The 26,333-nt window shown below is 72.6% G+C and carries 13 protein-coding genes; 4 read left to right on the top strand and 9 right to left on the bottom strand.

What is annotated here, in order from left to right:
- A partial coding sequence (locus tag FB157_RS38440; protein ID WP_145885368.1) for a type I polyketide synthase occupies window positions 1-3,077 on the top strand: 3,077 nt, incomplete at its 5' end.
- A 124-nt stretch (window positions 3,078-3,201) separates the two neighbouring features.
- Here the strand turns inward: FB157_RS38440 and FB157_RS38445 are convergent.
- The 9 genes from FB157_RS38445 to FB157_RS38485 form a co-directional block, all read right to left on the bottom strand.
- Window positions 3,202-4,032, bottom strand: a complete 831-nt coding sequence (locus FB157_RS38445) for an ABC transporter permease (RefSeq protein ID WP_145885369.1) — start codon at window positions 4,030-4,032, stop codon at window positions 3,202-3,204.
- Complete coding sequence (locus FB157_RS38450; RefSeq protein ID WP_261386807.1) at window positions 4,029-5,048, bottom strand: ATP-binding cassette domain-containing protein; 1,020 nt, start codon at window positions 5,046-5,048, stop codon at window positions 4,029-4,031. Before FB157_RS38450 ends, FB157_RS38445 begins: the two co-directional genes overlap by 4 nt.
- Window positions 5,049-5,278: 230 nt before the next feature.
- Window positions 5,279-10,459: a type I polyketide synthase gene (locus tag FB157_RS38455; protein WP_145885370.1), complete on the bottom strand. Its 5,181-nt coding sequence runs from the start codon at window positions 10,457-10,459 to the stop codon at window positions 5,279-5,281.
- Between the two features lie 100 nt (window positions 10,460-10,559).
- Complete coding sequence (pabB, locus tag FB157_RS38460; RefSeq protein ID WP_145885371.1) at window positions 10,560-12,674, bottom strand: aminodeoxychorismate synthase component I; 2,115 nt, start codon at window positions 12,672-12,674, stop codon at window positions 10,560-10,562.
- Complete coding sequence (locus FB157_RS38465; RefSeq protein ID WP_145885372.1) at window positions 12,674-13,429, bottom strand: thioesterase II family protein; 756 nt, start codon at window positions 13,427-13,429, stop codon at window positions 12,674-12,676. The genes pabB and FB157_RS38465 overlap by 1 nt, the downstream gene beginning before the upstream one ends.
- A 36-nt stretch (window positions 13,430-13,465) precedes the next feature.
- Entirely contained in the window at window positions 13,466-13,660 is a 195-nt protein-coding gene (locus FB157_RS38470) for a ferredoxin (RefSeq protein WP_145885373.1), read from the bottom strand.
- A gap of 20 nt (window positions 13,661-13,680) precedes the next feature.
- Window positions 13,681-14,871 carry a cytochrome P450 gene (locus tag FB157_RS38475; protein ID WP_145885374.1) on the bottom strand — a complete coding sequence of 397 codons (1,191 nt, stop codon included), beginning with the start codon at window positions 14,869-14,871 and terminating at the stop codon, window positions 13,681-13,683.
- 35 nt (window positions 14,872-14,906) lie between these two features.
- Entirely contained in the window at window positions 14,907-15,965 is a 1,059-nt protein-coding gene (locus FB157_RS38480; protein ID WP_145885375.1) for a DegT/DnrJ/EryC1/StrS aminotransferase family protein, read from the bottom strand.
- A gap of 32 nt (window positions 15,966-15,997) precedes the next feature.
- Window positions 15,998-17,383, bottom strand: a complete 1,386-nt coding sequence (locus tag FB157_RS38485; RefSeq protein ID WP_145885376.1) for a glycosyltransferase — start codon at window positions 17,381-17,383, stop codon at window positions 15,998-16,000.
- Between the two features lie 301 nt (window positions 17,384-17,684).
- Here FB157_RS38485 and FB157_RS38490 point away from each other — a divergent pair, with 301 nt between their 5' ends.
- The 3 genes from FB157_RS38490 to FB157_RS38500 all read left to right on the top strand — a co-directional run bounded on the left by FB157_RS38490 (window position 17,685) and on the right by FB157_RS38500 (window position 26,261).
- On the top strand, window positions 17,685-20,579 hold the full coding sequence (locus FB157_RS38490) for a LuxR family transcriptional regulator (RefSeq protein ID WP_186581880.1): 2,895 nt from the start codon (window positions 17,685-17,687) through the stop codon (window positions 20,577-20,579).
- A 121-nt stretch (window positions 20,580-20,700) separates the two neighbouring features.
- Window positions 20,701-23,451: a LuxR C-terminal-related transcriptional regulator gene (locus tag FB157_RS38495; RefSeq protein ID WP_145885378.1), complete on the top strand. Its 2,751-nt coding sequence runs from the start codon at window positions 20,701-20,703 to the stop codon at window positions 23,449-23,451.
- Window positions 23,445-26,261 carry an AAA family ATPase gene (locus FB157_RS38500; protein WP_145885379.1) on the top strand — a complete coding sequence of 939 codons (2,817 nt, stop codon included), beginning with the start codon at window positions 23,445-23,447 and terminating at the stop codon, window positions 26,259-26,261. Before FB157_RS38495 ends, FB157_RS38500 begins: the two co-directional genes overlap by 7 nt.
- Window positions 26,262-26,333 lie beyond the last annotated feature (72 nt).

The raw sequence follows: 26,333 nt of genomic DNA on the forward strand, positions 1-26,333 counted from the left end.
CCGCCACAGGCGTGACCCGTTTCCTGGAACTCGGCCCGGACGGTGTCCTGACCGCGATGGCGGCCGAGTCCGCCGACGCGGACGCCGTATTCGCCGCGGTGCTCCGCAAGGACCGCGACGAGGAGTGGACCGCGCTCCAGGCCCTGGCCCGCCTCTACGTCGACGGCGCCAAGGTCGACTGGGCGGCTGTCTTCACCGGCACGGGTGCCCAGCACGTCGACCTGCCGACCTACCCCTTCCAGCGCCGACGCTACTGGCCCACGGGCGTTGCCGCCGGACGGGGCGCCGAGGCTCTCGGGCTGCGGTCCGCCGAGCACCCGTTGCTCTCCGGCGCGGTGGAACTGGCCGGCTCCGACGGGTTCTTGTTCACCGGTCGGCTCTCGGTGGCTACGCACCCCTGGCTGGCGGACCACGTCGTCATGGGCTCGGTGCTGGTGCCCGGCACCGCGCTGCTCGAACTGGCCGTACGCGCGGCGGACGAGCTCGGCTGCGGGACCGTGGAGGAACTCACCCTCGCCGCGCCGCTGACGCTGTCCGGGGCGGGTGGCGCGGCGCAGGTGCAGGTGGGCGTCGGTGCGCCCGACGCGTCAGGTCGGCGGACGTTGACCGTCCACTCCCGGCCCGGTCGGGACTCCGAGGAGCCGTGGACGCAGCATGCCAGTGGCGTGCTTGCGCCCGAGGTACTCGCCCCTGCCACCTTCGACACCTCGGTCTGGCCGCCGGCCGGTGCCGAACCGCTGGACGTGGCAGGAGTGTACGACCGGTTCTCCGACGCCGGTTTCGACTACGGTCCGGTGTTCCAGGGTCTGGCCGCGGCGTGGCGGCTGGGTGACGACGTGTTCGCCGAGGTCGCCTTGCCCGACGGTGCGGAGAGCGCCGGGGGTGGCGCCTTCGGGCTGCATCCGGCGCTGTTCGACGCGGCCCTCCACGCTTTCGTTCTCGGCGGCGAGGGCGTCGGAGAGGGCCATGCCGGGGTCCCGTTCTCGTGGTCCGGTGTGTCCTTGCACGCCCCCGGTGCCTCGGCGGTCCGGGCCCGGCTCAGCCGGAGCGGCGCTGGCGGGTTGTCGCTGGCGCTCGTCGACCCGGCCGGTGCCCCGGTCGCGTCCGTGGAGTCCCTCGTCGTCCGGCCCATCACTGCGGACCAGCTGACCAGGGCTCATGGAGCCGCCCACGACGCGCTCTTCCGGCTCGACTGGACGCCGGTCCAGGCCGAAGGAACGCCGAGCGAGGGGACCATGGTGGTCGGATCGCCCACTGCGGCAGCCGAACTCGGGGAATACCCGGTTCACGACAGCCTGAAGGGACTGATGGCGTCGCTGGAACCGGATGCCGGCCTCCCGCGCTTCGTCCTGGCACCGGTGTCCGGCGACGGTGACTCCATCGGATCACCCGATTCCGTGCACACTTTGACCGCTCACGTCCTGGAGCTCGCGCAGGCTTGGCTGGCCGAGGAGCGGTTCGCCGACTCCCGCCTGGTGTTCGTGACATCCGGTGCCACGACCGGCGCGGATCCGGCCGGCGCCGCGGTGTGGGGTCTGGTGCGGTCGGCACACTCGGAGAACCCGGATCGCTTCGGTCTGCTGGACCTGGACGGTCCCGACGCGGTGCGGCTGCTGCCGAGTGCTCTCGCCGCGCTCGCCGAGGGGGAGCCGCAACTGGCGCTCCGCGGTGGCGAGGTGCTGGCGGCCCGGCTCGCGCGGGTGCCCGCTCCGGCCGCCGACACGGGCCGGGATGCCGTTCTCGGTGGTGAGGGGACCGTACTGATCACCGGTGGTACGGGCGGTCTGGGCCGGCTCCTGGCGCGACACCTGGCCGCCGAGCACGGTGCACGGAGTCTGCTGCTCGTGAGCCGTCGTGGTGCGCAGGCCGAGGGTGTGGCCGAACTCGTCGCCGAGCTGGGCGAGTTCGGTGCGGAAGTCGTCGTGGAGGCGTGTGACGTCTCCGACCGGGCGGCGGTGGCGGACCTGATCACGCGGCATCCCGTGCGGGCGGTCGTCCACACCGCGGGCGTTCTGGACGACGGGATCCTCGGATCCCTCACCCCAAAGCGGCTCGCCACCGTGCTGCGCGCCAAGGCGGACGCGGCCTGGAACCTCCACGAGGCGACGAAGGACCTCGGCCTCGACGCCTTCGTCCTCTTCTCCTCCGCCGCGGGCACGCTCGGCAACGCGGGCCAGGCCAACTACGCCGCGGCCAACGCGTACCTCGACGCGCTCGCCCGGCACCGCCGTGCACAGGGCCTGCCGGGGCTCTCACTGGCCTGGGGGCCGTGGTCCGGCACCGGGGGTGGCATGACGCGCGCGCTGAGCGAGGTGGAGGCCGAGCGCCTCGCGCGGGCCGGGATGCCGCCGCTCACGCCGGAGCACGGTCTGCGGCTGTTCGACATCGCTCTCGGCGGTGAGCAGCCGGATGTGCTCCCGGTGCGGCTCGACCTCGCGGCCCTGCGTGCCCTGGGCGAGGTGCCGGCGCTGCTGCGTGGCCTGATCCGTACTCCCGTACGCCGCGGCGCGGCCGCGGGAGACACGGTGGGCGGACTCGTCGAACGGCTGACTGCGCTGCCGGAGACCGAGCGCCACGAGGCTCTCGTGGCGGAGGTGCGGGGACAGGCCGCTGCCGTGCTCGGGCATGCCCGGGCGGCGGAGGTGGACCCCGAGCGGTCGTTCCAGGACCTCGGCTTCGACTCGCTGACCGCGATCGAGCTGCGCAACCGGCTGAGCGCGCTGGCCGGGGTCCGGCTGCCCGCCACCCTGGTCTTCGATCACCCGACGACCGCGGAGCTGGCGGACCACCTGTACGCGCAGCTCGACCTCGCGCCGTCGGCCGGGGAGACCGCCGGGGCGGCACTCCTGGCCGAACTGGCCGGGTTGGAGCGGGCGTTCGGGCGGGCCGAGGTCAGCGAGGAGGTGTTCGAGCAGATCGCGGGACGACTGGACGTCCTGCGGGAGAAGTGGAGCTCCCTGCGGGCCACTTCGCGCGGTGGCGGTGGCGAGGCCGGATCGGGCGAGGATGCGTTCGACTTCGACGGAGCCTCCGACGAGGAGGTGTTCGACCTGCTCGACAAGCAGCTCGGCCTGTAGCGGCGAGCGGGTACGGGGCCACGGTCCCGTACCCGCTGAATCGTCCGAAAGACCTGGGGCCCGGCCCTCCGAGGAAGTTCCGGAGGACCGGGCCCCAGGGCCTTCAGACCTGGCGAGGGCTTGGTCACATCGGGCGCCGGAACCCCAGCACCGCCAGAACGCCGCCCACGACGGCGACGGCACCACCGGTGAGCAGGGCGGGCACGATCGAGTCCCCGCCCGGGATGCCCAGCGCGAGCGCGCGTGTCGCGTCGATGGCGTACGTGAGCGGGTTGACCCGGGCGACCGCCGCCAGCCAGGCGGGCAGGTCCGCGACCGGAATGTAGGCGCTGGAGGCGAACATCAGCGGCAGGATCGCGATGACCGCGAGGTTCTGCATCGGCTCCGCACGGCGCAGCCAGGCCCCCGCCGCGATGAACGCCCAGCCGATGGACCAGCTCATGAACAGCGTCAGGCCGACCGAGGCCGCGACCTGAGCCGCTCCGCCGCGCGGCGAGTAGCCGAGCACGGCAACGGCCAGCACGAGGATGACCACCGCCTGCACGGCGCTGCGCACCAGGTTCGCGATGCTGCGGGCGAGCAGCAGCGTGCCGGGGACGATGGGGAGGGACCGCAGCCGGGCCACCACACCGTTCTTGAGGTCGTCGACCAGTCCCACGCCCGACTGCACAGCGGACTGCACGGCGTTGTCCACCAGGACGGCGGACAGGATGAAGTCGAGATAGCTGATGCCGGCCGGAAAGTGCGGCGGCGCGCCCATCTTGCTGAAGACCTGGGTCAGGACGAAGAGAATGATGACGGGCTGCAGCAGTCCGAAGAGGATCACGCCGGGATCGGTCACCAGGGCGCGCAGTGACCGGCCGGTGAGCACCTGGACCTGGACGAACACGGAACTGCCCTGCCACTGGGCCCGGTCGTGGGGCGAAAAGGCGGGTGGACGGGTGGTCGTGGTCATGTCGCCGGACCTCCGGAGAGCGAGGGGACGAGGCCCTCGGGCCGCTGCCCGGAGAGGGTCAGGTAGACGTCGTCGAGGGTCGGTTCACCGAAGGACAGCTCGGTGGCCTCGATGCCGGCCTGGTCGAGCGCCCTGATCACGGACGCCACCTCCTTCGTCGCCTCGATGGGCACGACGACGGAGTGCGGCTCCGGGGCCGCCATCGGTTCCAGGCCGGCGCGCCGCAGCGCGGCGACGGCCGCGCCCGTGTCCTCGGCGCCGCCCATCGTGACGGTCACCGTGCGCCGGCCGACTCGGGCCTTCAGCTCGGCGGGTGTTCCGCTCGCGATCACGGAACCGGCGGACAGCACGGTGACGTGGTCGGCCAGCCGGTCCGCCTCCTCCAGGTACTGCGTGGTGAGCAGCACCGTGGTCCCGTCGGCCACCAGCGCCTCCACGATCTCCCACAGCGTCAGGCGGCTCGCCGGGTCCAGACCTGTGGTGGGTTCGTCGAGGAAGAGCACTTCGGGGTGGCCGACCAGGCTGGCGGCGAGATCCAGCCGTCGGCGCAGGCCTCCCGAGTACGTGCCGGCCCGGCGCTGCGCCACCTCCTGGAGGGCGAACAGTTCCAGCAGCTCGTCGGAGCGCGCCCGGGCCGCCTTCCGGCCCGCGCCGAGCAGCCTGGCGATCAGCACGAGGTTGTCCCGGCCGCTCAGCTTCCCGTCGACGGAGGCGAACTGGCCGGTCAGCCCGATGCGCCGACGGACTTCCTGCGGCTGCTCCGTGACATCGAATCCGGCGACCGCGGCCCGGCCCGAGGAGGGCGGGAGCGAGCCGGTGAGGATGCCGACGAGCGTTGTCTTTCCCGCGCCGTTGTGGCCGAGCAGTGCCAGCACGGTACCGCGCCGGGCGGACACGGTGACCGAGTCCAGCGCGCGCACGGATCCGAACGTCCTGCTCAGATCCTGCGTCTCGATCATGATGTCCGGGTCCGCCGACGTCCGGGGGACCGCGCGAGGCTCGAAGAGCCGGGTCATCGAAGAACTCCCAAGGGTTGGTTGCGATGCGGAAGAAGCCGACCGGCGGGAGGACCGCCGGTCGGCTGGGGACAAGGGCTGGTGGCCGAGCGGGTTCGGCGCGGTCCGGGGGGCAGCGCCCTGAAGGGGCGCGGGGCGGAGTTCGAGTGCGGCTCCGCCGCGTGGGAGCGACCGGCCACGAGGGACCCGTGGACGATCGACGGCCCGGCGCGGCCGTTCCCGCGGAACGCTCAGTCGCCGGCGCCGTCCATGAGGCGGAACAGGTCCTCGTCGGACGCGGTGTCGAGATCCAGGCCGCCGGCCGGACCGCCGGAGGGTGCCGGATCCGAGTGCTTCACCAGCTCCTTCAGCCGTGCCGCCGTCACCGGGTCGAGGCAGGCACCGGCCGAGAGCGCGCGGTCGAGTTCGTCCACGATGTCGGCGACGGACCGCTGTGCCGTCGTCGTGTGCCGGGCCAGGTTCTGTCGAACGAGGTCTGCGACGGCGGTGGGCGTGGGGTGGTCGAAGACCAGGGTGGCGGGCAGTCGTGCCCCGGTGGCCGAGGTGATCCGGTTGCGTAGTCCCACGGCGCTCACCGAGGTGATGCCCAGGTCGGTGAAGTGCGTGTCGGCGTCCGATGCCTCCAGGGGCCGTCCGCCGAGAGCGGCGGAGGTCTCGTCCAGGACCAGGCGCAGCACGGCATGCCGTCCCTCGCCCTCGCCGAGCCCGGACAGCCACGAGGCCGGCGCGGACGGTGCGGGACCACCGGCCGGCCCGTCCGTCGCGGTGTCCGCGCCTGCCCCCGTCGCGCCCGTGGAAGCCAGCCAGTAGGACCGGTGCTGGAACGGGTAGGTGGGGAGGGGCACGGTGACGGCACCGGGCAGGACCGACTCCCAGGACACGGGTGCACCGCGCAGATGCAGCCGGGCGACGGCCGTGAACAGGGCGTGCTCCTCGTTCCGGCCGCCCTCGTCCCCGTCGGCCACCGGTACGGCGCCGACCCCGGGCGTGTCCGCCGCGCACGCGTCGACCATCGGGGTGAGCGCGGCCCGCGGGCCCAGTTCCAGGAACACGTCGGTGCCGTCGCGCAGCAGCCGGTCCACCGCCCGCGCGAACCGTACGGGTTCGCGTACGTGCCGGACCCAGTGGCCGGGGTCCCGTGCCTCCTCGCGGGTGAGCGGGCGCCCGGTGAGACAGGAGACCACGGGAACGGACGGCTCGGAGGTGTCCAGCGCACCGACGGCCGCCCGGAAGTCCTCCAGCATCGGATCCATCGCGGGGGAGTGGAAGGCATGGCTGACCGTCAGCCGCCTGGTCCGGTGCCCGGCGGCCGCCATCCGCTCGGTCAGTTCGGCGACCGGTCCCTCGTCCCCCGAGATCACCACGGAGCGTGGACCGTTGACCGCCGCCACCGCCACACGGTCCGTCAGGCCGTCGAGCAGGGGCGTGACCTCCTCCTCCGACAGTTCCACCGCCGCCATGGCACCGCCCGTCGGCAGCGCGTCCATCAGCCGGCCCCGTGCGGCGACCAGCCGGCACGCGTCCTCGAGGGACAGCAGACCTCCCACATGCGCCGCGGCGATCTCGCCGACCGAGTGGCCCACCAGGCGGTCCGGCACCACTCCCCAGGACTCGACCAGCCGGTACAGAGCCACCTCGAACGCGAAGAGCGCGGGCTGGGCGTACCGCGTACGGTCCAGCAGCTCCGCCGGGCCCGACCACATCACCTCCCGCAACGGCCTCCCCAGCAGCGGGTCGAGTGTCGCGCAGACCTCGGCGAGCGCCGAGCCGAAGGCGGGGAAGGCACGGGCCAGTGCCCGGCCCATGCCGGGCCGCTGGCTGCCCTGTCCCGTGAAGACGAACCCGAGGCCCTGCGCGTTCGTGCGGCCGGCCTCCGGCCGGGCCGACGTCTCCGCCAACGACCGTACAGAGTCGAGGAGTTCCTGCCGGTCGCCGCCGACGACGTACGCCTGATGGGGGTGGACGGTCCGCGTGGCGGCGAGGGACAGGGCTATGTCGCCGGGTGAGAGATCCGGGTGGGCGGCGACATGATCGGCCAGCCTTCGAGCCTGAGCGCGCAGCGCCTCCGGAGTACGCGCGGACAGCACCCACGGCACGCAGGCGGCGGCCCCGGAAGCGTCCGGCGTCTCCTCTCCCGGCGTCTCCTCTCCCCGCGCCTTCTCTCCCGGCGCCTCCTCCAGGATCACGTGTGCGTTGGTCCCGCTGATGCCGAAGGAGGAGACCCCGGCACGCCTGACCCGTTCGGGGGTCCTGGGCCATGGCCGTGCCCCCGTGAGCAGCCGTACCTCGCCCGCCGACCAGTCCACGTGGGAGGACGGCGCGTCCACGTGGAGGGTGCGCGGCAGCATGCCGTGCTCCAGCGCCAGGACCGTCTTGATCACGCCGGCGACTCCGGCGGCGGCCTGCGTGTGCCCGATGTTCGACTTCACGGAACCGAGCCACAGCGGTCGGTCCGACGGTCGCTCCCGCCCGTATGCGGCGATCAGGGCCTCTGCCTCGATCGGGTCTCCCAGTGTCGTCCCCGTGCCGTGCGCCTCCACCGCGTCCACGTCGGCGGCCGTCAGCCGCGCGTCGGCGAGCGCCTGGCGCAGGACCCGGCGCTGCGCGGTGCCGTTCGGTGCCGTGAGACCGTTCGACACGCCGTCCTGGTTGACCGCGGACCCGCGGACGACGGCGAGCACCGGGTGACCGGCCCGGCGGGCGTCGGAGAGGCGCTCCAGCACGAGCAGGCCGGCGCCCTCCGACCAGGCCGCGCCGTCGGCCGCGTCGGCGAAGGACTTGCAGCGCCCGTCGGGAGCGAGGCCGCGCAGCCTGGAGAACTCGGTGAACGACGAAGGCGTCGCCATGACCGCGACACCGCCCGCCAGGGCGAGCGACGATTCCCCGGTACGCAGCGACTGGCAGGCCAGATGCAGTGCGACGAGGGAGGACGAGCAGGCGGTGTCCACGGTGACGGCAGGTCCCTGCAGGCCGAAGGTGTACGCGATACGGCCGGCCAGGGCGCTGCCGGCCGTGCCGATGCCCAGCAGACCCTCCAACGGGCCTGCGGCGCCACGGATGCCGGCGGCGTAGTCGTGGTACATGGCGCCGGTGAAGACGGCGGTCCGGCTGCCGCGCAGGGCCCCCGGGTCGATCCGGGCCCGTTCCAGTGCCTCCCAGGCCGTCTCCAGCAGCAGCCGCTGCTGGGGGTCGGTGGCCAGGGCCTCGTGGTCGGAGAACCCGAAGAACGCGGCGTCGAAGCCGCCCGCGTCGTGGAGGAAGCCGCCCTGCCGGGCGTACGAGGTGCCGGGACGGTCCGGATCGCTGTCGAAGAGACGGTCGAGGTCCCAGCCGCGGCCGGTGGGGAAGTCGGACACGGCGTCGGTCTCGGACATGACGAGCGACCACAGGTCGTCCGGGCCGGTGACTCCGCCGGGCAGCCGGCACGCCATGCCGACGATGGCCACCGGATCGTCCTCCACGGCGCCGGTCGGGTGCGGGGGCAGCTCGTCGGTCTCGGCGTGACCGGCCGTCAGGAACCGGGCCACCTCTGCGGGGGTCGGATGATCGAAGGCGAGCGAGGCGGGCAGCGGCAGTCCCGTCGCCTCGGAGAGCAGGTTGCGCAGCCGGATGCAGCGGATCGAGTCCAGGCCGTGGCTGCGGAAGGTGGCGTCGGGGCCGAGAGAGGCAACGGGTGCGTCCTCGGCGTCCGGAACCAGCACCCTCGTCACGCAGGTGCCGACCAGTTCCAGTGCCTCGCCGAAGGACCGCGGCGCCGCCGCTCCCGGCCGGTGTGCGGGGCCCGGGGGGAGCTCGCCGGCGGCCAGCAGCTGCTCCAGGGCCCGGCGGTGCAGTTTGCCCGCCGGGGTGCGGGGGAGGTCGTCGACGACGACGAGTTCCAGGGGGATCTTGTACTCGGCGACTCCGCGTTCCAGGAGGAAGCGGGTCACCTCGTCGAGACCGAGAGAGCCGTCCGCGCGGCCGGTGACGACCAGGCAGGGGTACTCGCCGAGCCGGGGGTCCGGTCTGCCGACCACGGCGAGTGGACCGAGGCCGGACAGGCCGGCGAGGAGGCCCTGGACCTCGGTGGCGTTGAACTTCCGGCCGCCCACGTTGATCAGTTCGGCCGCACGCCCGAGGAACGCGATTCGCCCGTCCTCGCCGATGCTCGCCAGATCCCCGGTGCGCAGCCAGCCGTCCCCGGTGACCGCGGATCGGGTCAGCTCCGGCTCACGGTGGTAGCCGCGGAACATGCCGGGACTGCGGTACTGCAGCTCGCCCGGCTCGCCCGGCGGGCACTCTGCTCCGTCCTCGGCGACGATCCGTACGCTCGCCCCGTACGTCGGCCGGCCCACGCTGCGCTCCGGCACCTTGGCAGGGTCGTCCGCGCGGGTGCAGGTACCGGTACCGACCTCGGACATCCCCCACACGACGACGAGCGGGCTGCCGAGCGCCTCGCGCACACCGGAGACCAGCGCGCCGGGGACCGCCGCGCCCGCCGTCCGGATCTCCCGTGGCCGAAAGCCCGCAGACTCCCCGCGGTCCGCGAGCCTGCCCACGATGTCGTGGAGCTGCGCGGGTACGGCGAAGACCACGGCGGGCTGTTCGGCGCGGGCCAGTTCCAGGAAGCGGTCCGGGTCCCAGCCGCGCAGCAGGGCCTGCGGGCAGCGGGTGAACAGCGCGGTGTGCAGGGACTGCAGACCGAACAGATGGGTGAGCGGACAGGCGGTGACGACCGCACCGGTGAAGGATGCCGCGCTCTCCTCCGCCACGGAGGCGGTGTTGGACAGCAGACCGTCGTGGCTGTGCAGACAGATCTTCGGCCGCGCGGACGTCGTGCCCGAGGACGGCAGCAGGACGAACGGCATCTCGGGCCGCAGCTCAACCGGCCGGGGAGGCTGCCCGGCCCACCGGGTGAGCAGCGCCTCCACCGCCACCGCACCGCGGTCCTGCGGGCTGTCACCGGCGACGAGGACGCTCCGCAGCGACGGCACCGCCGACCGCAGGGCGCCGACCGTCCCGGGCCCGGCCAGATGGGCGGAGTCGGCGGGCAGCACGGCGACCGCGGGCGCGACCCGCTCCAGCAGCGCCAGGACGTCGGCGCTGCCGTTGCCCTGATGGACGGGCATCATGACGGCGCCGGCCGCAGCGACGGCCAGATGCAGGGTCTGGAACTCCCAGCAGTTGGGCAGCTGGACGGCGACCACGTCTCCGGCGCCGACGCCCAGCTCCTGCAGCCCTCGGGTCAGTGCGGCGACATCCGCCCGCCACGCGCCCCACGTCCACGACCGGTCGCCGTCCACCAGGGCGGGCGCGTCAGGTGCCGCGGCCACGGCGGCCTCGAAGACCGCCGGGAGCGTCAGACCGCGCAGCAGACCCTGCGGATCGGCGAGAGCGGCGGTTTGGAAATCATCGACATGGACGGACACCATCACTCCCGAGAAAGCCGGCCACTGGAGGTCGCCCCCATGCTGGGCTCGCTGCCGCAGGAAAAGCCCTAGACGTGGCCAGCGGTCCCGGCCGGCCCGGTGCTCACGCCTCCGCGCCGACGCGCTGCCCGGGGATGTCGCAGGCGAGGAGCGACCGCAGCGGCGCCGCCTTGACCACCGTCTCCTCGAACTCCGCCTGAGGGTCCGACAGCGCGATGACGGCACCGCCGACGCCGTAGCGCAGCAGACCGCCGCTCATGACGACCGTGCGGATGACGATGGACAGGTCGGCCGCGCCGCCCAGCGAGAAGTAGCCGATGGCGCCCGAGTAGACGCCGCGCGGTCCGGCCTCCAGGCGGTCGATGATCTGCATGGTCCGGATCTTCGGCGCTCCGGTCATCGAGCCGCCGGGGAAGGCCGCCCGCACCCCGGCCACGGCACCGACGCCGTCCCGCAGGGTCGCCCGTACGGTGCTCACCAGTTGGTGGACGGTGGCATAGGTCTCCACCTGGAAGACCGGATCGGCCACGACGGTGCCGACCTCGGCGCATCGTCCCAGGTCGTGCCGGACCAGATCGACGATCATCAGGTTCTCGGCGCGGTCCTTCTCGCTGGTCGTCAGGTCGGCGACGTGCAGGGCGTCCTCGGCGGGTGTGGCCCCGCGCGGCCTGGTGCCCTTGATCGGCTTGGACTCCATCGTGCCGTGCCGGTCGATCCGCAGGAACCGTTCCGGTGAGGTGCTCAGCACGGACACCTCGCCGAAGCCGAGGAACGCGGCGAACGGGGCGGGACTGGCCCGCCGCAGGTGACGGTAGGCGTGCCAGGGATCGAGGGCGGTGTCCGCCTCGATCATGTTGGTCAGACACACCTCGTAGGTCTCACCGGCGCGTATCTCCTCCTGGCAGGCGTCGATGAGCTTCAGGTACGAGTCGCGGTCGTGGCGCAGCCGCAGCTCCCCGTCCTCGGCCGGCGGGGGCGGGGCACAGGGCGAGGTCTCCCGCCCGGCGAGGGACCGGAGTTGCGCCTTGGTCGCGCTCAGCCACGCCCGGGCCGCCTCCTCGTGCCCGTCCTCGGCGAGGGCGAGGAGATGCGTGGTGCCGGTGCGATGGTCCAGGACGAGGGCGTGGTCGGCGAAGACCAGGGCGGCGTCGGGATCGGGTGCACGGTGCGCACGGTCGCCGCCGCACTCGGCCTTCAGCTCGTAGCCGAGGTAGCCGACCCACCCGAGCGCGAAGTCGAAGGGCAGTTCCGGTACTTCCGTGCTCAGTGAGGCGAGATCCCGCTCCAGCCACTCCAGGAACGGGGTGCCGAGGGTCCGGCTGTTCCCGCCGGAGGTGACGGTCACCGTGCCGTCGTGGACATCGGCGGTGGCGACCCGGGCGAGCGGGCCCGAGGCGTCGCCCAGGACGGACACCCGCCCGAGGACGCCGTCCGGCCTGCTGCTGTCCAGCCAGAAGGGGTGCGGGCCCGAGCGGAAGAGGTGGTCGAAGACCACTTCGGCGTCCCACCGGGTGGGTGTCCGGTCCGCGAGCACACGCAGCCGGCGCACCGAGCGGTGCGGCTGCTCCGCGGCCGGATCGGGGGCGTACGGCTCGGTGCCGGCGGCCCGGGGACGGACCGCACGCTTCCGGGCCCGGCCGTGCGACCAGGTGAGTTCGGCGAAGTTGGCGAGCAGTCGGTGACCGCCCTGCGTGCCGATGGACTCGGGGTGGAACTGCACTCCCCACAGGGGCAGTTCACGGTGGCGTACGGCCATCACCAGGTCGTCGTCGGCGGACCGGGCGATCACTTCCAGGGCGGGGGAGACCTCGGTGGCGGCGAGCGAGTGGTAGCGGACGACCTGCAACGGGTCGGGAAGCCCGTCGAACAGGCCCGTGCCGTCGTGGCGTACCGGCGAGGACCGGCCGTGCCGGGGTTCGGGCGCGCGGCCGACCGTGGCGCCGTGCGCCAGGGCGATGCCCTGGTGGCCGAGGCACACGCCGAGCACGGGCAGCCGGGCCTCTTCGGCGATCTTGGCGCACAGGCCGAAGTCGGCCGGACGGTGCGGGGTACCGGGCCCGGGTGACAGGACGACGTTGTCGAACGCGTCGAGCTGTCCGTCGTGCCAGTCCGGGTCGTCGTTGCGGATGACCACGGGTTCCTGCCCGTTGACCTCCGCCAGGTAGTGGAAGAGGTTGTAGGTGAAGGAGTCGTAGTTGTCGACGAGGAGGGTGCGCATCAGAGCGTCCCGAGTTCGCGGGCGATCTCGTCGCCCACCGCCGACGGGTGTTCGCCGAGGAAGAAGTGGCCGCCGGGGAACAACTCGAGGCGGAAGTCGCCCCGGGTGTGCCGCTGCCAGGCCTCGGCCTCCGGCAGGGAGGTGCGAGGGTCGGCGTCACCGGTGAGGACGGTGATCGGGCAGGCGATGGTGCGGTCCGGCGGGCAGGTGTACTTCTCGATGGCCGCGTAGTCGCCGCGGATCGCGGGGAGAGCCATCCGCAGGATCTCCTCGTCACCGAGCAGATTGGCGTCGGTCCCGTTGAGCAGCCTCAGTTCGGCGATGATGCCGTCGTCGTCGCGGCGGTGCACCGTCTCGGTGCGGACCGTCGAGGGAGCCCGGCGGCCGGAGGCGATGACGCTGCCCGGGATGTGCGAGCCCTTGTGTTCGAGGCGCAGCGTGGTCTCGAAGGCCAGTACGGCCCCCATGCTGTGACCGAAGAACACGGTGGGCTTCTCGTCCAGGAGCAGCAGTTGTTCGGTGATGCGGTCGGCCAGCGTCTCGATGTCCTGGACGCAGGGCTCCTTACGTCGGTCCTGCCGGCCGGGGTACTGGAGCGCGACCACGTCGACGCCGGGGGAGAACCGGGCCGACACCGGGTGGTAGTAGCTGGCGGACCCGCCGGCGTGGGGGAAGCAGACCAGCCGGACGGGAGCGTCCTCGGCCGGATGGAAGCGGCGCAGCCAGAGGGCCGTGGAGTGGTCCGTGCGGTGCAAGGTGTCGGTCCTTTCGGGGCGAGGGGAGCGAGGGCTTCAGTCCTCGTAGACGGTGATGGTGTGTGCCGGGCACAGGTCGCCGGCCCGCAGGACGGCGTCGTGGTCCGGCGGTTCGGGCCGGGAGGTGAGAAGGGTGACCAGACCGTCGGTGTCCTGGTCGAACACCTCGGGAGCTGACAGCACGCACTGCCCCGCTCCGACGCAGCGGTCGATGTCCACGGTGATACGCATGGGCTCTCTTTTCCTGGGGGTCACCAGCGCACGGGCAGCGCGTGCAGTCCGCACAGCACGCCGTCGTACTTCAGTGGCAGTTCCGCGACGGGCACCGCGAGTTCGAGCGACGGGATGCGCTCGAAGAGCCTGCGGTAGGCGATCTCCATCTCGGTCCGGACGAGGTTCTGGCCGAGGCACTGGTGCACGCCGTAGCCGAACGCGACGTGGTGGCGCTCGGTGCGCGCCGGGTCGAAGGCGTGCGGGCAGCCGAACGCCTCGGGGTCGTGGTTGGCCGCGGCGACCAGCGGGATGATGCCCTCGCCCGCCCTGATGAGCTGTCCGGCGATCTCGACGTCCCCCAGGGCGACGCGCAGGGACACCAGATCGGCCACCGAGTGGAAGCGCAGGGTCTCCTCGACCGCGCGCTCGTCGCCGATCCACTCCGGATGCAGCAGCAGGGTCACCACACCGAGGGCGATGTTGTTGGCGGTGGTCTCGTGTCCCGCGATGAGCAGCAGCATCAGTACGCCGGTCAGCTCCTGGGCGCTGATGCTGCCGGTCGCCAGCAGCCGGCTGACCAGGTCGTCGCCGGGCCAGTCCTGCTTGATGGCGATCAGCCGGTTGATGTACCGGAGGAGTTCCTTGGCGGCCGTGTCCCGTTGCTGCTCGGTGGAGGTGCGGATGGCCACCAGGGTGCGGGTGCGGGACTCGAAGAAGTCGCGGTCGACGGGCGGCACTCCGAGCAGCGAGGAGATCACCAGGGAGGGTATCGGCAGCGCGAAGTCGGCCACGAGGTCCGCCGAGTTTCCCGCGGCGAGCAGGGCGTCGATGCGCTTGTCGACGGTCTGCTCGATCGCCGGCCGCATCGTACGCACCCGCCGTACGGTGAACTCGGGGATCAGCGCCTTGCGGAAGCGGTCGTGCTCCGGGGAGTCCAGTCCGACGAACCAGCCGGGAATCTGCTCCGGGCGGGGCACGCCGATCGTGTCGCTGATGTGGGGAAAGCCCTCGTGGGAGGGGTTGGAGCTGATCTTCTTGTTGGTGAGGACGGCCCGGACCTCCTCGTGCCGCGTCACCAGCCACACCTTGTTCCCGTTGGGGAGGTGGGTCAGGACCAGTCCCGGGTGCCGGCGGTAGTCCTCGTACCGGGGCGGGGGGAACGGTTCGCCGGGCACCCGCAGCGGGAAGTCCACCACTCTCGGTTCGGTGCCGGTCTCGGCGTTCGTCATGCTCATCACTTCCTCCGGGCCGAAGCCGGGGGCGGTCAGGCCGCGCCGTAGAAGGTGCGGATCTTCGCGGTCACGTATTCCTGGTCGGCGGCGGTCAGCCCGACGTACGTCGGCAGGTAGAGGCCGTCCGTGCTGAACCGGGTGGCGTTGAGGTAGGGCCAGACGGGGTCGTGGTAACCGGGCTGCCTGCTCATGGGCTTGAAGAACAGCCGGGTCTCGACGCCCTCGGTCTTCAGGTACGCCCGCAGCTCCTCCCGGCGCTCGGCCCGGATGTCGTACATCCACACCACGTCGCGAGGCGGCATCAGAGTGATGCCTCGCACGTCCTTGAGGCCCTGGTCGTAGCGGCTCTCTATCTCGCGGCGCCTGGCGAGGATGTCGTCGATGCGCTCCACCTGGGCGAGCGCGACGGCCGCCTGCATGGAGGTCATCCGGAAGTTGTAGGCCAGCTTCCGGTGCAGGAAGCTGTGGTCCTTGGTGAACGCCATCGCCCGCAGATGGGCCAGTTGGTCGGCGAGCCGGCTGTCGTCGGTGAGACAGATACCGCCCTCACCCGACGTGATGATCTTGTTGGCGTACAGGGAGTAGCAGGCGATGTCACCGACCGGGCGGATCCCGTGCGCCTCGGCCGAGTCCTCCACCACGCGCAGGTTGTACTGGTGCGCGAGATCCATCACCGCGTCCATGTCGCAGCGCCTGCCGTAGACATGGACGGGCATCACGGCCTTCGTCCGGGGCGTGATCTTCTCCTCGATCTTGCTGACGTCGATGTTGAGATCGTCCGCGCAATCGACGAAGACCGGTGTCGCGCCGGTGTAGGTGACCGCCCAGGCGGAGGCGATCATGGTGAATTCCGGAACGATGACCTCGTCACCGGGACCGATGTCCAGGGCGCGCAGTGCGAGGGTGAGCGCCGCCGTCCCCGAAGAGCAGGCCACGCCGTGCGAGATTCCATTGTAGTCGGCGAACGACCGTTCAAATCGTTTGACAAACGGGCCCTGGGAGGAAATCCACTCGTCCCGGACTGTTTCGGTGACATATTCGAGCTCCCGTCCGCCAAGCGTGGGTCGGGAGACGGGGTACTTGTACGACATCCGATCCTCGTTCTGTTCGGGTGCGGGGCTCGTCATGCCAGGGCGGGAAGTCCGAGCAGGAGATCGGCGGCAGTGGTCCGGCCGCCCGCCGCACGCTGCAACGCGCCGACGCGTTCGGCGCGTTCACGGAACGACGGGTTCCCGAGGACTCGGGTGAGCTTGTCGACGACATCGTCCGGATCCATGTCGCGAGGCCGGTCGAGGGTCAGGCTGATGCCGTGGTCCCGGCCGCGTACGGCCTGGTCGTAGCAGTCCACCCACAAGGGGCGCACCACCAGCGGCTTGCCGAAGTAGATGCCCTCGTGGAAGCCGTTGCCGCCGCCGTGGGTGAAGAACACACGGACGTTCGGATGGGCGAGCACGTCGAGCTGGGAGGGCACCCAGCTCTCGACCCGCAGGTTGCCGGGGAGCGATTCCCGGGCCGGCAGCAGATGCTGCTGCTCCTGGGGGAGCTTCCACAGGAACTGGTGCCGGCCGTCCAGTCGCCGGGCGACCTCGACCAGGGCCGCGACCTGGTCCCGGGTCAGCCGGGTGATGGTGCCGAAGCCCATGTAGACGACGGAGGACTGGGCGTCGAGCCAGTCCACGAGCCCGTCGTCGTCGTCGACCTGTCCGGATTCCGGCAGCGGTGGCACCATCGCGCCGACCAGTTTCATCTTCTCCGGCACCGGGAACGGGTAGTCCAGTTCCGCGACCGAATTGCAGAGGATCATCTCGGCCCGGTCGATCCTGGTCATGGGGCTGGGCTTCGAGAGGCCGAGCTCCTTGCGCAGGCGCGCGTCCTCGGAAAGCACCTTGCCCATCACCGGATTGAAGAACATCGCCAGTGTGCGCCACTTGAAAAGCTCGTTACGCAGCTTTTGCGCCAAGGTCATCTCGAAAGGCAGGCCCGAGTGCGGCACCGGGAAATTGCGCGGAGTTCCGGAGGGGCCGAAGGGGTTGAGTGATGTCAGCACGTTACTGGGCAGGAAGGGAACGCTGAGTACGAAGGGAATGTTCCGCTGGACCGCCAGGTCCACCGCGAATCCCGCGACGCAGTCGATGACCATGAGCGCCGGCTCGACTTTGTCCACGACTGATTCCAGACGGCGGAACTTCTCCGCCTGCAGATCCGGACGGTACGACTGCCGGACGACGGCGCGGTGCGCCCGGAAGCGTGAGGTCTGGGTGACCTCCCGGTAGACCTCGTCGCTCCAGCTGACCGCGGACAGCTCGGAGAAGACCTCGCCCAGCGAGGCGAACTCGACCGCGCTGCCGTGCCCTTGCCGCTCGACGTCCGCGCGCCGCGGCTCGTCCGTGGCGAACCACAGGTCGGGCACACCCCGCCGGGACAACTCGCCCACCAGCACGAGCAACGGGTTGAGCAGACCGCTTTCCGGGAGGCTCACGAACAGGATCGGCCGCTGCGGGGCGCTCATCGGACTCCTTGGGGCATGGCCGGGTGGCTGGTTGGCTGCACACCCCCTGTGGTCTCACGGGCGCGGCCGGGATTTCCTTAGAGTCGCGCACCCCAGGGGCGACTCCAGATCATGTACGGCCATCAACTATTCAAAGCGCAACCATACTCGATGTTCAAGTGTTCTTGGCCGTGGCTTCTTAATGACTCCCTTATAGTCGGCCACATCTCGATCAGGTAACCTGGCCTGGTTCAAACGGGTTTGGGGCTTACTGCAAGGAGCTTCGACGGGGGCCGGCATCTTTGCGGACAGCGGGGGGAACGTGGTTTTCAGCCAATCGGCGCCCGATTCAACCGGCCATGCGACGTTCGGTCGCACGGGCGAGATCTCGACGCTCTCCGCCCGGGCGCGGGCCGCTTGCGCGGGGAGAGCCGGCATTGTGGTGGTGTCGGGGCCCACCGGAATGGGTAAAAGCAGTCTCCTGGAAGCGTTTTCCCTTGGTCCGGGCGCCAACGGAATGACCGTACTGCGCGGAAAATGCGCCGAGAATAAGCCGACCGCGCCGCCCTACTCCGGCGTGCGCGCACTGTACGGCGCGCTGGGGACGGCCGACGGGGGAGCGGCCGCCCATCCGCTGCTGCGGGGGATCGCACGGCACGCCATGACCGCACTCGGCCCGGTACCGCCGGACGGCAGTCCGTTCGTCGCCGGTTCAGCCTCCTACCGGGTGTTCCAGGCACTCCACCGCCTGACCGTGGACCTGGTGACGCACCGTCCGCTCGCGCTCGTCCTGGACGACGCCCATCTGTGCGACGAACACTCGCTGCGCTGGATCGAGTTCCTGCTGCGCCGCGCCGACGGACTGCCGCTGCTGGTGGTTCTCGCCCGCCGCGGCGAGGGAGAACCCGCGGACAACGGTGTCTGGCCGTACCTCACCGCCCATCCCGAGTGCACGAGCCTGGTCCTCGGGCCGCCGGCCGCGGACGCGATCGGCGAGCTGGCCCGGCACGTCTACGGCGGCCCGGTCGACCCGTCCTTCGCCGAGCGGGTCGCGGACGTCTGCGGCCGCGTCCCGGGCAGGGCCGCGCGGCTGCTGCACGCACTGCGCAGCGAAGGCACCCGACCCGACGCCGACGGCGGACGTCGCGCCCTGGACCTCGGCACGTCGATGATCGCCTCCTCCGTACGGGAGTTGCTCGAACGGAAGCCGGCCTGGATGCGTGCCGTGGCCACCTCGATCGCCGTGCTCGACGGAGCCTTTCCGGAGCACGTCGCTGCGCTCGCCGGAGTCTCCACCCCGCTCGCCCGGGAAGCCGTCGCCCTGCTGCGCGAGGCCGGAGCCCTGGCCCCCGGCCGCACGGAACCGGTCCACGACGCCGTACGGACCGCCGTTCTCGCGCCGCTCGGCGCCGAGGCCCTGACACACCTTCGCAAGCGGGCCGCGCTGCTCCTCAGCGACGCGGGCCGCCCCGCGCGGGAGGCGGCCCGACATCTCATGGACGTGCCGGGAACCCCCGAACCGTGGATGTCCGGCATCCTGCGCGACGCCGCCACGGAGGCGACGGACCGCGGTGCGCCCGTGGCGGCGGCGCGCTATCTGCACCAGGTGCTCGAGGCGGAGCCCGACGACGACGCGGTACGGCTGCGGCTCGGCGACCTGCTGGCCCGCACGGATCCCGGCGCGGCCGTCGCGGTGCTCCGTGGCACCCTGGAGCGCGCGGCCGACGTACGCACCCGGGCCGGTGTCGCCGTTCCCTACGCGACGGCCTGCCTCGCCGCGCAACAGCCGGCAGCCGCCCGGCAGGAAGCCGCCGCCGCCCTGGGAGCACTCGGTGCCCAGGGCGCCGCACCCGGCCCGGACGAACGCCGGCTGCGCACCGCGCTGGAGTCCGTCCTGCTCCTCACCGGCCCCGCCGGCAGGACGGCCGCGGCCGCCGTCCTGAAACAGCTCGCGAGCGTCCCCGGGCACCCGCGGACCGCACAGCCGCACCCCGACGCGCTCGGCGCGCTCGTGGCCGCCCTGTACGGCGGCACCCCGGAACCGGCCGTGCGTTACGCCCGCCAGGCCCTGACCACCCCGTCCTGCGACGGATGGCCGCTGCTCGCCTCGGTCACCACCCTCGCCCTCGCCGACGAGACCGACGAGGCGCTGCGTGCGCTGGACCCCGGACAACGTCCCGAGGAGGCCGCGACCGGCCGGCCCGGGACCTTCGCGCAGACCGCTCGCGCCATCGTCCTGTACGGCACCGGGGCGCTGGACGACAGCGTTGTCACCGCCCGGGCCGCCCTCGACGCGGCCGGCGAGCCGGGGAGCGACGGGCGCCTCGTGCTGCCCCGGCTGATCCTGGCGGCCGCGCTCACCGCGCGCGGCGAGGCCGCGTACGCCGAGGACCTGCTCGCCGAGACGGCCTCTTCCGGGCCGACGACCCCGGTGCTGGAGCAGCACCTGTACCTGATGGCCCGCGCCCGTGCACGCCGGGCCCTCGGTGACGGCGAGGCGGCGCTCGGGCTGCTGCGCGCCGGCGGCCGAGCCCAGGAGGAGGCGGGCGTGGTCAACCCGGTCCTCGCACCCTGGTGGGCCGACGCCTGCCATGTCCTGGCCGCCCTGCACCGCCCCGACGAGGCGCGCGAATACGCCGAGTTCGGCACCGAGGCGGCACGCCGGTGGGGCACTCCCCGCGCCCTCGGCATCGCCGCCCTCGCCCGCGGTGTCCTCGCCTCACCGGCGGCGCGGACCGACCTGCTCGCCGAGGCGGCCGCGTACCTCGGACGCTCACCCGCCCGGGCCGACCACGCCCGGGCCGAGTACGAGCTGGGCCGGGCCCTGCTGCACCACGGCGATGAGCGTGCGGCCCGCCGGCACCTGCGTGCGGCCGCCGACCTCGCCGGCTGCTGCGGCGCGCTGCCGCTCGCGCGCGCCGCGCGCCGCAGGCTGATAGCGGCCGGGGGACGCATGGGCGTGATCACCGGGTCACGCGCCGACCTGCTCACCGGGGCCGAGCGCAAGGTCGTCGGCCTGGTACTGCTGGGCGCGAGCAACCGCAGGATCGCACAGCAGCTGTGCGTCACGCTGCGCACCGTGGAGACCCACCTGACCAGCGTCTACCGAAAGCTGGGCGTGAAGGGGCGGGAACAGCTCGGCACGGTCCTGCGCACGCCCGGAACGCTCGCACCGCGCCTGGCCGAGGAACCCGGCCCGGCGGCCCGGGCGAGCTGAGCCGCGCGGCACCCGCGCCACCCCCCTTCCGACTTCGACGACCTGAAGATCCGGTATCTCCATGTCCCTTTCGGCATTCCCCCGTCCCCTCCATGCCGACCACCCGCACACCTCCCCATCCGTGTCCGTCCCGCCCCGTCACGCACGCGAACAGGCCGTGCTGGCCTCGGTGCTCACCGGTCTGAGCGCGCGACGGTCCGCCGTCGTCACCGTGACCGGTGCCACGGGCTTCGGGCAGGACGCCCTGGCCCGCTGGTCCTCCCACAACGCCTCGGCGCGGGGACTGCGGGTGCTGAGCGCCCGGGCGACACCGGCCGAATCCGGGCTGCGGTACGGCGTGGTGGCCCAGCTCCTGGCCTCCATGCCCGGCCTGCGCGCAGACCTCGCCGAGGGTTCCCCGCTCCCGACCGGCCACAACTGCCCGCCCGCACCGGCCGAGCTGCTGCACACCTGCCGGCAGCAGCCGACTCTGCTCGCCGTCGAGGACGCACACTGGCTCGACGCCGAGTCACTCCGCTGGCTGCACCTCCTCGCCCGACGTGCCTCCTCGGCCCCCGTGGTCCTGCTCGCCGCCGGCAGCGCCGCCACGGTCAGCGGGCCGGACTGGCGCGAAGTCGTCGTCTCCTCCCCGGGCCCCGTCGGCGTACGCGAACTCGCGCTGGGCCCACTGACCGCGGCCCACGTCGCGGACGCGGTGCTGGATGCCTGCGGTGCGCCCGGTGCAGAAGAGTTCCTCGTCGCCGCCCACCGCGCCACCGCGGGGAACCCCGCCGTGCTCCACGACATGCTGTGCCACTTCGCCCGGCAGGGACACCCGCCGGACGCGAAGCGGGTGCCGGAACTCAGGGCGATCGGCGCGGCCGTCCTGGACGACCACGTCGACCGGGGACTGCGCGGCCTGCCCGAGGAGACCGTCAGCCTGCTGCACGCCCTGGCCGTCTGCGGCGAGGTACTGGAGTTCCCCCTGGTCTGCGTGCTGGCCGGCCTGCGGCACCTGGGCGAGGCCCGGGTGCGCGCCGCCGTGGCAGCCACCGGCTTCGTCTCCACGACTCCCACCGGACCGCGCCTGGACCGGCGGGTCCGCACCCGTCTCCTGGAGGGGATGAGCCATTCGGCGCGGGCGGACCTGCACGCCCGCGCCGCCGAACTCGCCCATCGCGCCGCCGCCGACGACCGGGCCGTGGCCCGACTGCTGCTCGGGGCCCGGCCCGTCGGGACCGCCTGGGCCGTGCACGCGCTGAAACGCGCCGGCCGGACCGCCGGGCGGGAGGGCGACCACACCCGCTCCACCGCCTGCCTGGCCCGGGCCTTGCGGGAAGCGACCGATCCGACGGAGCGGGCGCAGCTCACCTTCGACCTCGCCGCCACCGAACTCGTCACCCTCCCGGAGGCGGGCCGCCGGCGGCTCGCCGAACTCGTCCGGTCCCGCGACACCGCCCCCGACCTGCGGGTACGAGCGCTCGACCTGGCCCTCACCGACGGCGGCTCGGACGTCCTGCGCCAGGCCGCCGCCGAGGCCCTGCCCACGACCCCCGGCCCGGAGCGGGACGACCTGATCGCCCTGTTCTGGGCGGCCGATCAGGCCGCACCCGAGCGCGCGGAACTGATGGTGCCCGAGGTGCCTGCCCTGCCCGACCCCCCGGCCTCGCCCGCCCAGGCCGGGCAGCGCGCCTGGCAGCTCGCGGTGCGCGGGGTGAACCTTCCCGTCGCCAGACAGCTCGCCCGTGCCGCCCTCGCCGCACCGGCGCGTCGAGCCCTGATCCTGCCGCGTCTTTCCGCCTGCAGAGCCCTCTGCCTCACCGAGGACTACGAGGAGGCGGAGGCCGGGCTCACCTCACTGCTCGCCGAGCTCCACCTGCACGACCTGGGCGTGGCGGTACCCCACGTCCTCACGGCGCGCGCCGAGCTGCGTCTGCGCTGCGGCCGTCTCGCCGCCGCCCAACGGGACGTCGCCGCTGCCGAGACGGCCGCGTACCGGGTCGCCCGGCACCCGCTGTCGATGCCTCATCTCCGAGCCGTCCGGCTGCTCGTGGATCTGGAGAGCGGCCATCACCGCGACGCTCTCCCGCTCGCCCCGGAGCCGGAGACCCGACCCGCCCGGGACAGCGGCTACTGGCCCCATCTGCTCTTCGCGCGGGGTCTCGTCCATGCCTCCGAAGGCGACCTGCGGATGGCGGTCGGCCTTCTGAAGGAATGCGGCCGGCAGCTGCTGAACCGCCACGAGCCCAACCCGGCGCTCATTCCCTGGCGTTCGTTCGCGGCCCGCCTTCTGCGCATGACCGGCGGACGGACCGAGGCGGAGCGGCTGAGCCGTGACGAGCTCAGGCTCGCCCGCGGCTGGGGGGCGGCCGGCGCCATCGGGTGGGCAGAACTCAACGCCGGGCCGGACGCCGGGCAGGACCGGCTGAGCAGGGCCCGCCGCGCGGTCCACCTGCTCAGGAGCGGCCCGGCAAGCCCCGGCTACCTGAGGGCACTTGCCGAACTCGCCGCCGCCGAGAGGGCGAAGAACGGGAGCCGGATCACGGCCACCGCGGCCCTCGACGAGCTGTCGGTGCTCACCTCCACCCATCCGCACAGCCCCATGGCCGCCCGAACGCGGCTGCTGGCGCGACTCGCACAGCGGACGGAGCCACAGCCACGGCCGGCCGACGCCCCCTCCCCGGCATGGGCCGAACTGTCGCCGCGAGAGGCACGTACCGCGTTGCTCGCCGCACACGGCCACAGCAACAGCCACATCGCCGAATTGCTGTCGGTCTCCAGGCGCACCGTCGAACTGCGGCTGAGCAGCGCCTACACCAAGCTTCGCATCAGCGGCCGGCAGGAACTGCGGGCGCTCGTCCGTGCGAGGGAAGGAGCGCGGAACGTATGTTGATCGAACGAGAAACCGAGACCGAGCGGGTCCGGGAGGCGCTGCGCGCCGTTTCCGGCGGCCGATCCTCCCTCTTACTGACGGCGGGACCGCTCGGCATAGGACGCTCGGCCTGGCTGCGGGAACTCCCCACGTGCTTCCCGGAGCAGGACGTGTACGTGCTACGTGCCCACGCGGCGCCCATGGAACAGGACTTCGCCTTCGGCGTCGTACGGCAGCTCTTCGACAGCCTGGCACCCGGCAGGCCGGAGCAGGCCCGCGAGCGCCTGCTGCACCGGACACCCGCGGCGCGGCAGGCGCTCGGCTACGACACCGCCCCGCCCGCGGAGGCCGACGTGAGCGCTGCTCCCGACGCCGTCCTGCACGATCTCAGGGCGCTGGCGGAGCAGCTGGGCGCGGAGCGGCCGCTGCTGATCCTCGTCGACGATCTGCAGTGGGCGGACGACTGGTCGCTGCGCTGGCTGGCGTACCTGGCGAGACGGCTGCACGGCCTTCGGGCGGTCGTCGTGTGTGCCCTGCGGGAGGGCGAGCCGAGGTCCCGCGATCCTCTGGTGCGCGAGGTCGTGGAGGCGGCGACAGGCACGTTGCGCCTCGCACCGCTGTCGCGGGCGGCCACCGCCCGGATCGTCCGGGAACAGTTCGGGGTGCCGGGCGACGAGGAGTTCGTCCGCGCCTGCCACGAGACCTCGGGCGGCAACCCGGTGTTCCTGATGTCCGTCGTCCTCGCCATGGTGGCCGGGGGCCATCGCCCCACCGCCGATCAGGCGGACACCGCCAGGTCCCTGCGCCCCTCGAATCTCAGGGAACGCCTCACGGGCTGTCTGCGCACCCAGCCACAGCCGGTACGCGATCTCGTCGCCGGCATCGCCACACTGGGTGAGCAGGGCACGCCCGAACTCGTCACCCGGCTGGCCGGCCTCGACACGGTCGGCTACGCGACGGCGGTGCGCGCACTGCGCCAACTGGGCCTTCTGGCCGAGGCGGACGAGCCCCGCTTCGTCCACCCGGTCGTGCAGGACGCGGCCGAGGCCTGTCTGATCCTCGCAGAGCGGCAGCACTGGCACGAGGCCGCGGCCGCCCTGCTCTACGACGGCGGGCACCCCGCCGAGCAGGTCGCCGCGCAGCTCATGGCGGTGGCCGCGTCCGGCGCCGGCTGGTCCGCCGCCGTCCTGCGCGCCGCCGCCGACAGCGCGCTGCACCGGGGCGCCCCCGACACGGCGGCCCGCTATCTCAGACGGGCCCTCCTGGACAGCGAGGAACAGGGCGAGGAACGCGCCGGGCTGCTGATCCACCTGGCCACCGCCGAGCGTCACTTCGACGCCGCCGCGTCCGAACGCCACATCGCCCAGGCCATGTCGCTCCTGGACACCGCCCGCGACCGGGCAGCCGCTGCGTTGCGCGTCTCACCCGGCTTCCTCGGCAGGACCAGCGCCGGTGCCCTCGACATCCTGCGACGCGCCGCCGACGATCTCGGCCCCCACTCCGAGCTGAGCGGAACACCGCGTGACCTGGCACTGCGCCTGGGGGCACGGCTGAGCCACAGCGGACGGGAAGACCCGTCCGAACTCGCCGTCGCCGTAAGGCTGCTGCGAGACGAACCACAGGCGCCGCCGGTGTGCTCGGCCGCCGAGCGCGAGTGGCTCGCCGTACTGCTCCACGCCGTCTCGCTCAGCGGCAGCCTGCCGGCGTCACAGGTGACACGGCAGGCCACCCGCATCCTGGAACGCGAACCGGCGAGGACTTCCGAAGGCCACAGCGCGCTGCCCCTCGTGCTGTCGGCTCTCGTCGCCGCGGACGCGGCCGACGAAATCGACTCGTGGCTGGGCACGGAGGAGACACCCGCTCTTCGCGGCGTCGGAACCGCCGACCCGCTGGTCGCGACGGGACACGCGTTGTCGTGTCTCGGGCGTGGACGACTCGCGCACGCCAGGGAGCAGGCCGAGCGTGTCTTCGGCCCTGCCGGGACCGGTCGGCAGGAGGTCGAAGCCGTCGCCGGGGCGGTGCTGGCCGCCGTCGCCCTGGAGATGCGGGACCACGCGCTCAGTGAGCGGGTGCGGGCCCGTACCCTGGCGAGCCGGCCACTCGGGCTCGGTACCACCACGATGCTGCGGCTCCTGGAAGCCTCGGCCGAGGACCAGCGCGGTGAGACGGCCCGTGCCCTGGACACGGTGCTGGACTGCGGCCGGCGGTTGGAGGCTTCCGGCTGGCGCAATCCCGTCCTCTTCCCCTGGCGGCCCCGGGCGATCGGGCTGCTCGGCCGACTGGGTGACACCCGCTCGGCCCGGGCGCTCGCCGAGGAGGAGTACAAACAGGCGCTGCTGTGGGGTGCGCCGGTCGCGCTCGGGCGCGCACAACGACTGAGAGGCGCACTGCGCTGCGACAGCGAAGGCACCGCCCTGCTGCGCGACGCGGTGGAGACACTGCGGGGATCCGGCCACGAGCTGGAACTCGCCCGCGCCCTGCGCGCGTTGAGCATGTCCCTCGGAGAAGGGGCCGAGGCCAAGGCCCTGCTGGGAGAGGCGTCCGGGCTGGCCGCCGGATGCGGAGTGCCCTGGCGCACGGACCTGATCGCGGCGGCGGCACCGGCGCGGGCCGCCGCGACACGGCCGGACGTGGCGCTCACCCCCACCGAATCAAGGGTGGCGGCCCTGGCGAGCGGCGGTCTGACCAACCAGGAAATCGCCGTGGAGCTCGGCGTCGGTTCCCGCGTCGTGGAAAAACATCTGACCAATTCCTACCGTAAACTCGGCATTTCCGGCCGTCGGGAACTGGTCACCTTGATGAAAGGCGTCGGAGTGAATCCCCGGCAATGACTCTGCCGAGTCCGGACCTTCGGTCGCCCACGCATGGTGCGGTCGGTACCGACCCCCGCTTCGGTGGTGCGG

The sequence above is a fragment of the Streptomyces sp. BK340 genome, assembly GCF_007827595.1.
Classification (GTDB): Bacteria; Actinomycetota; Actinomycetes; order Streptomycetales; family Streptomycetaceae; genus Streptomyces.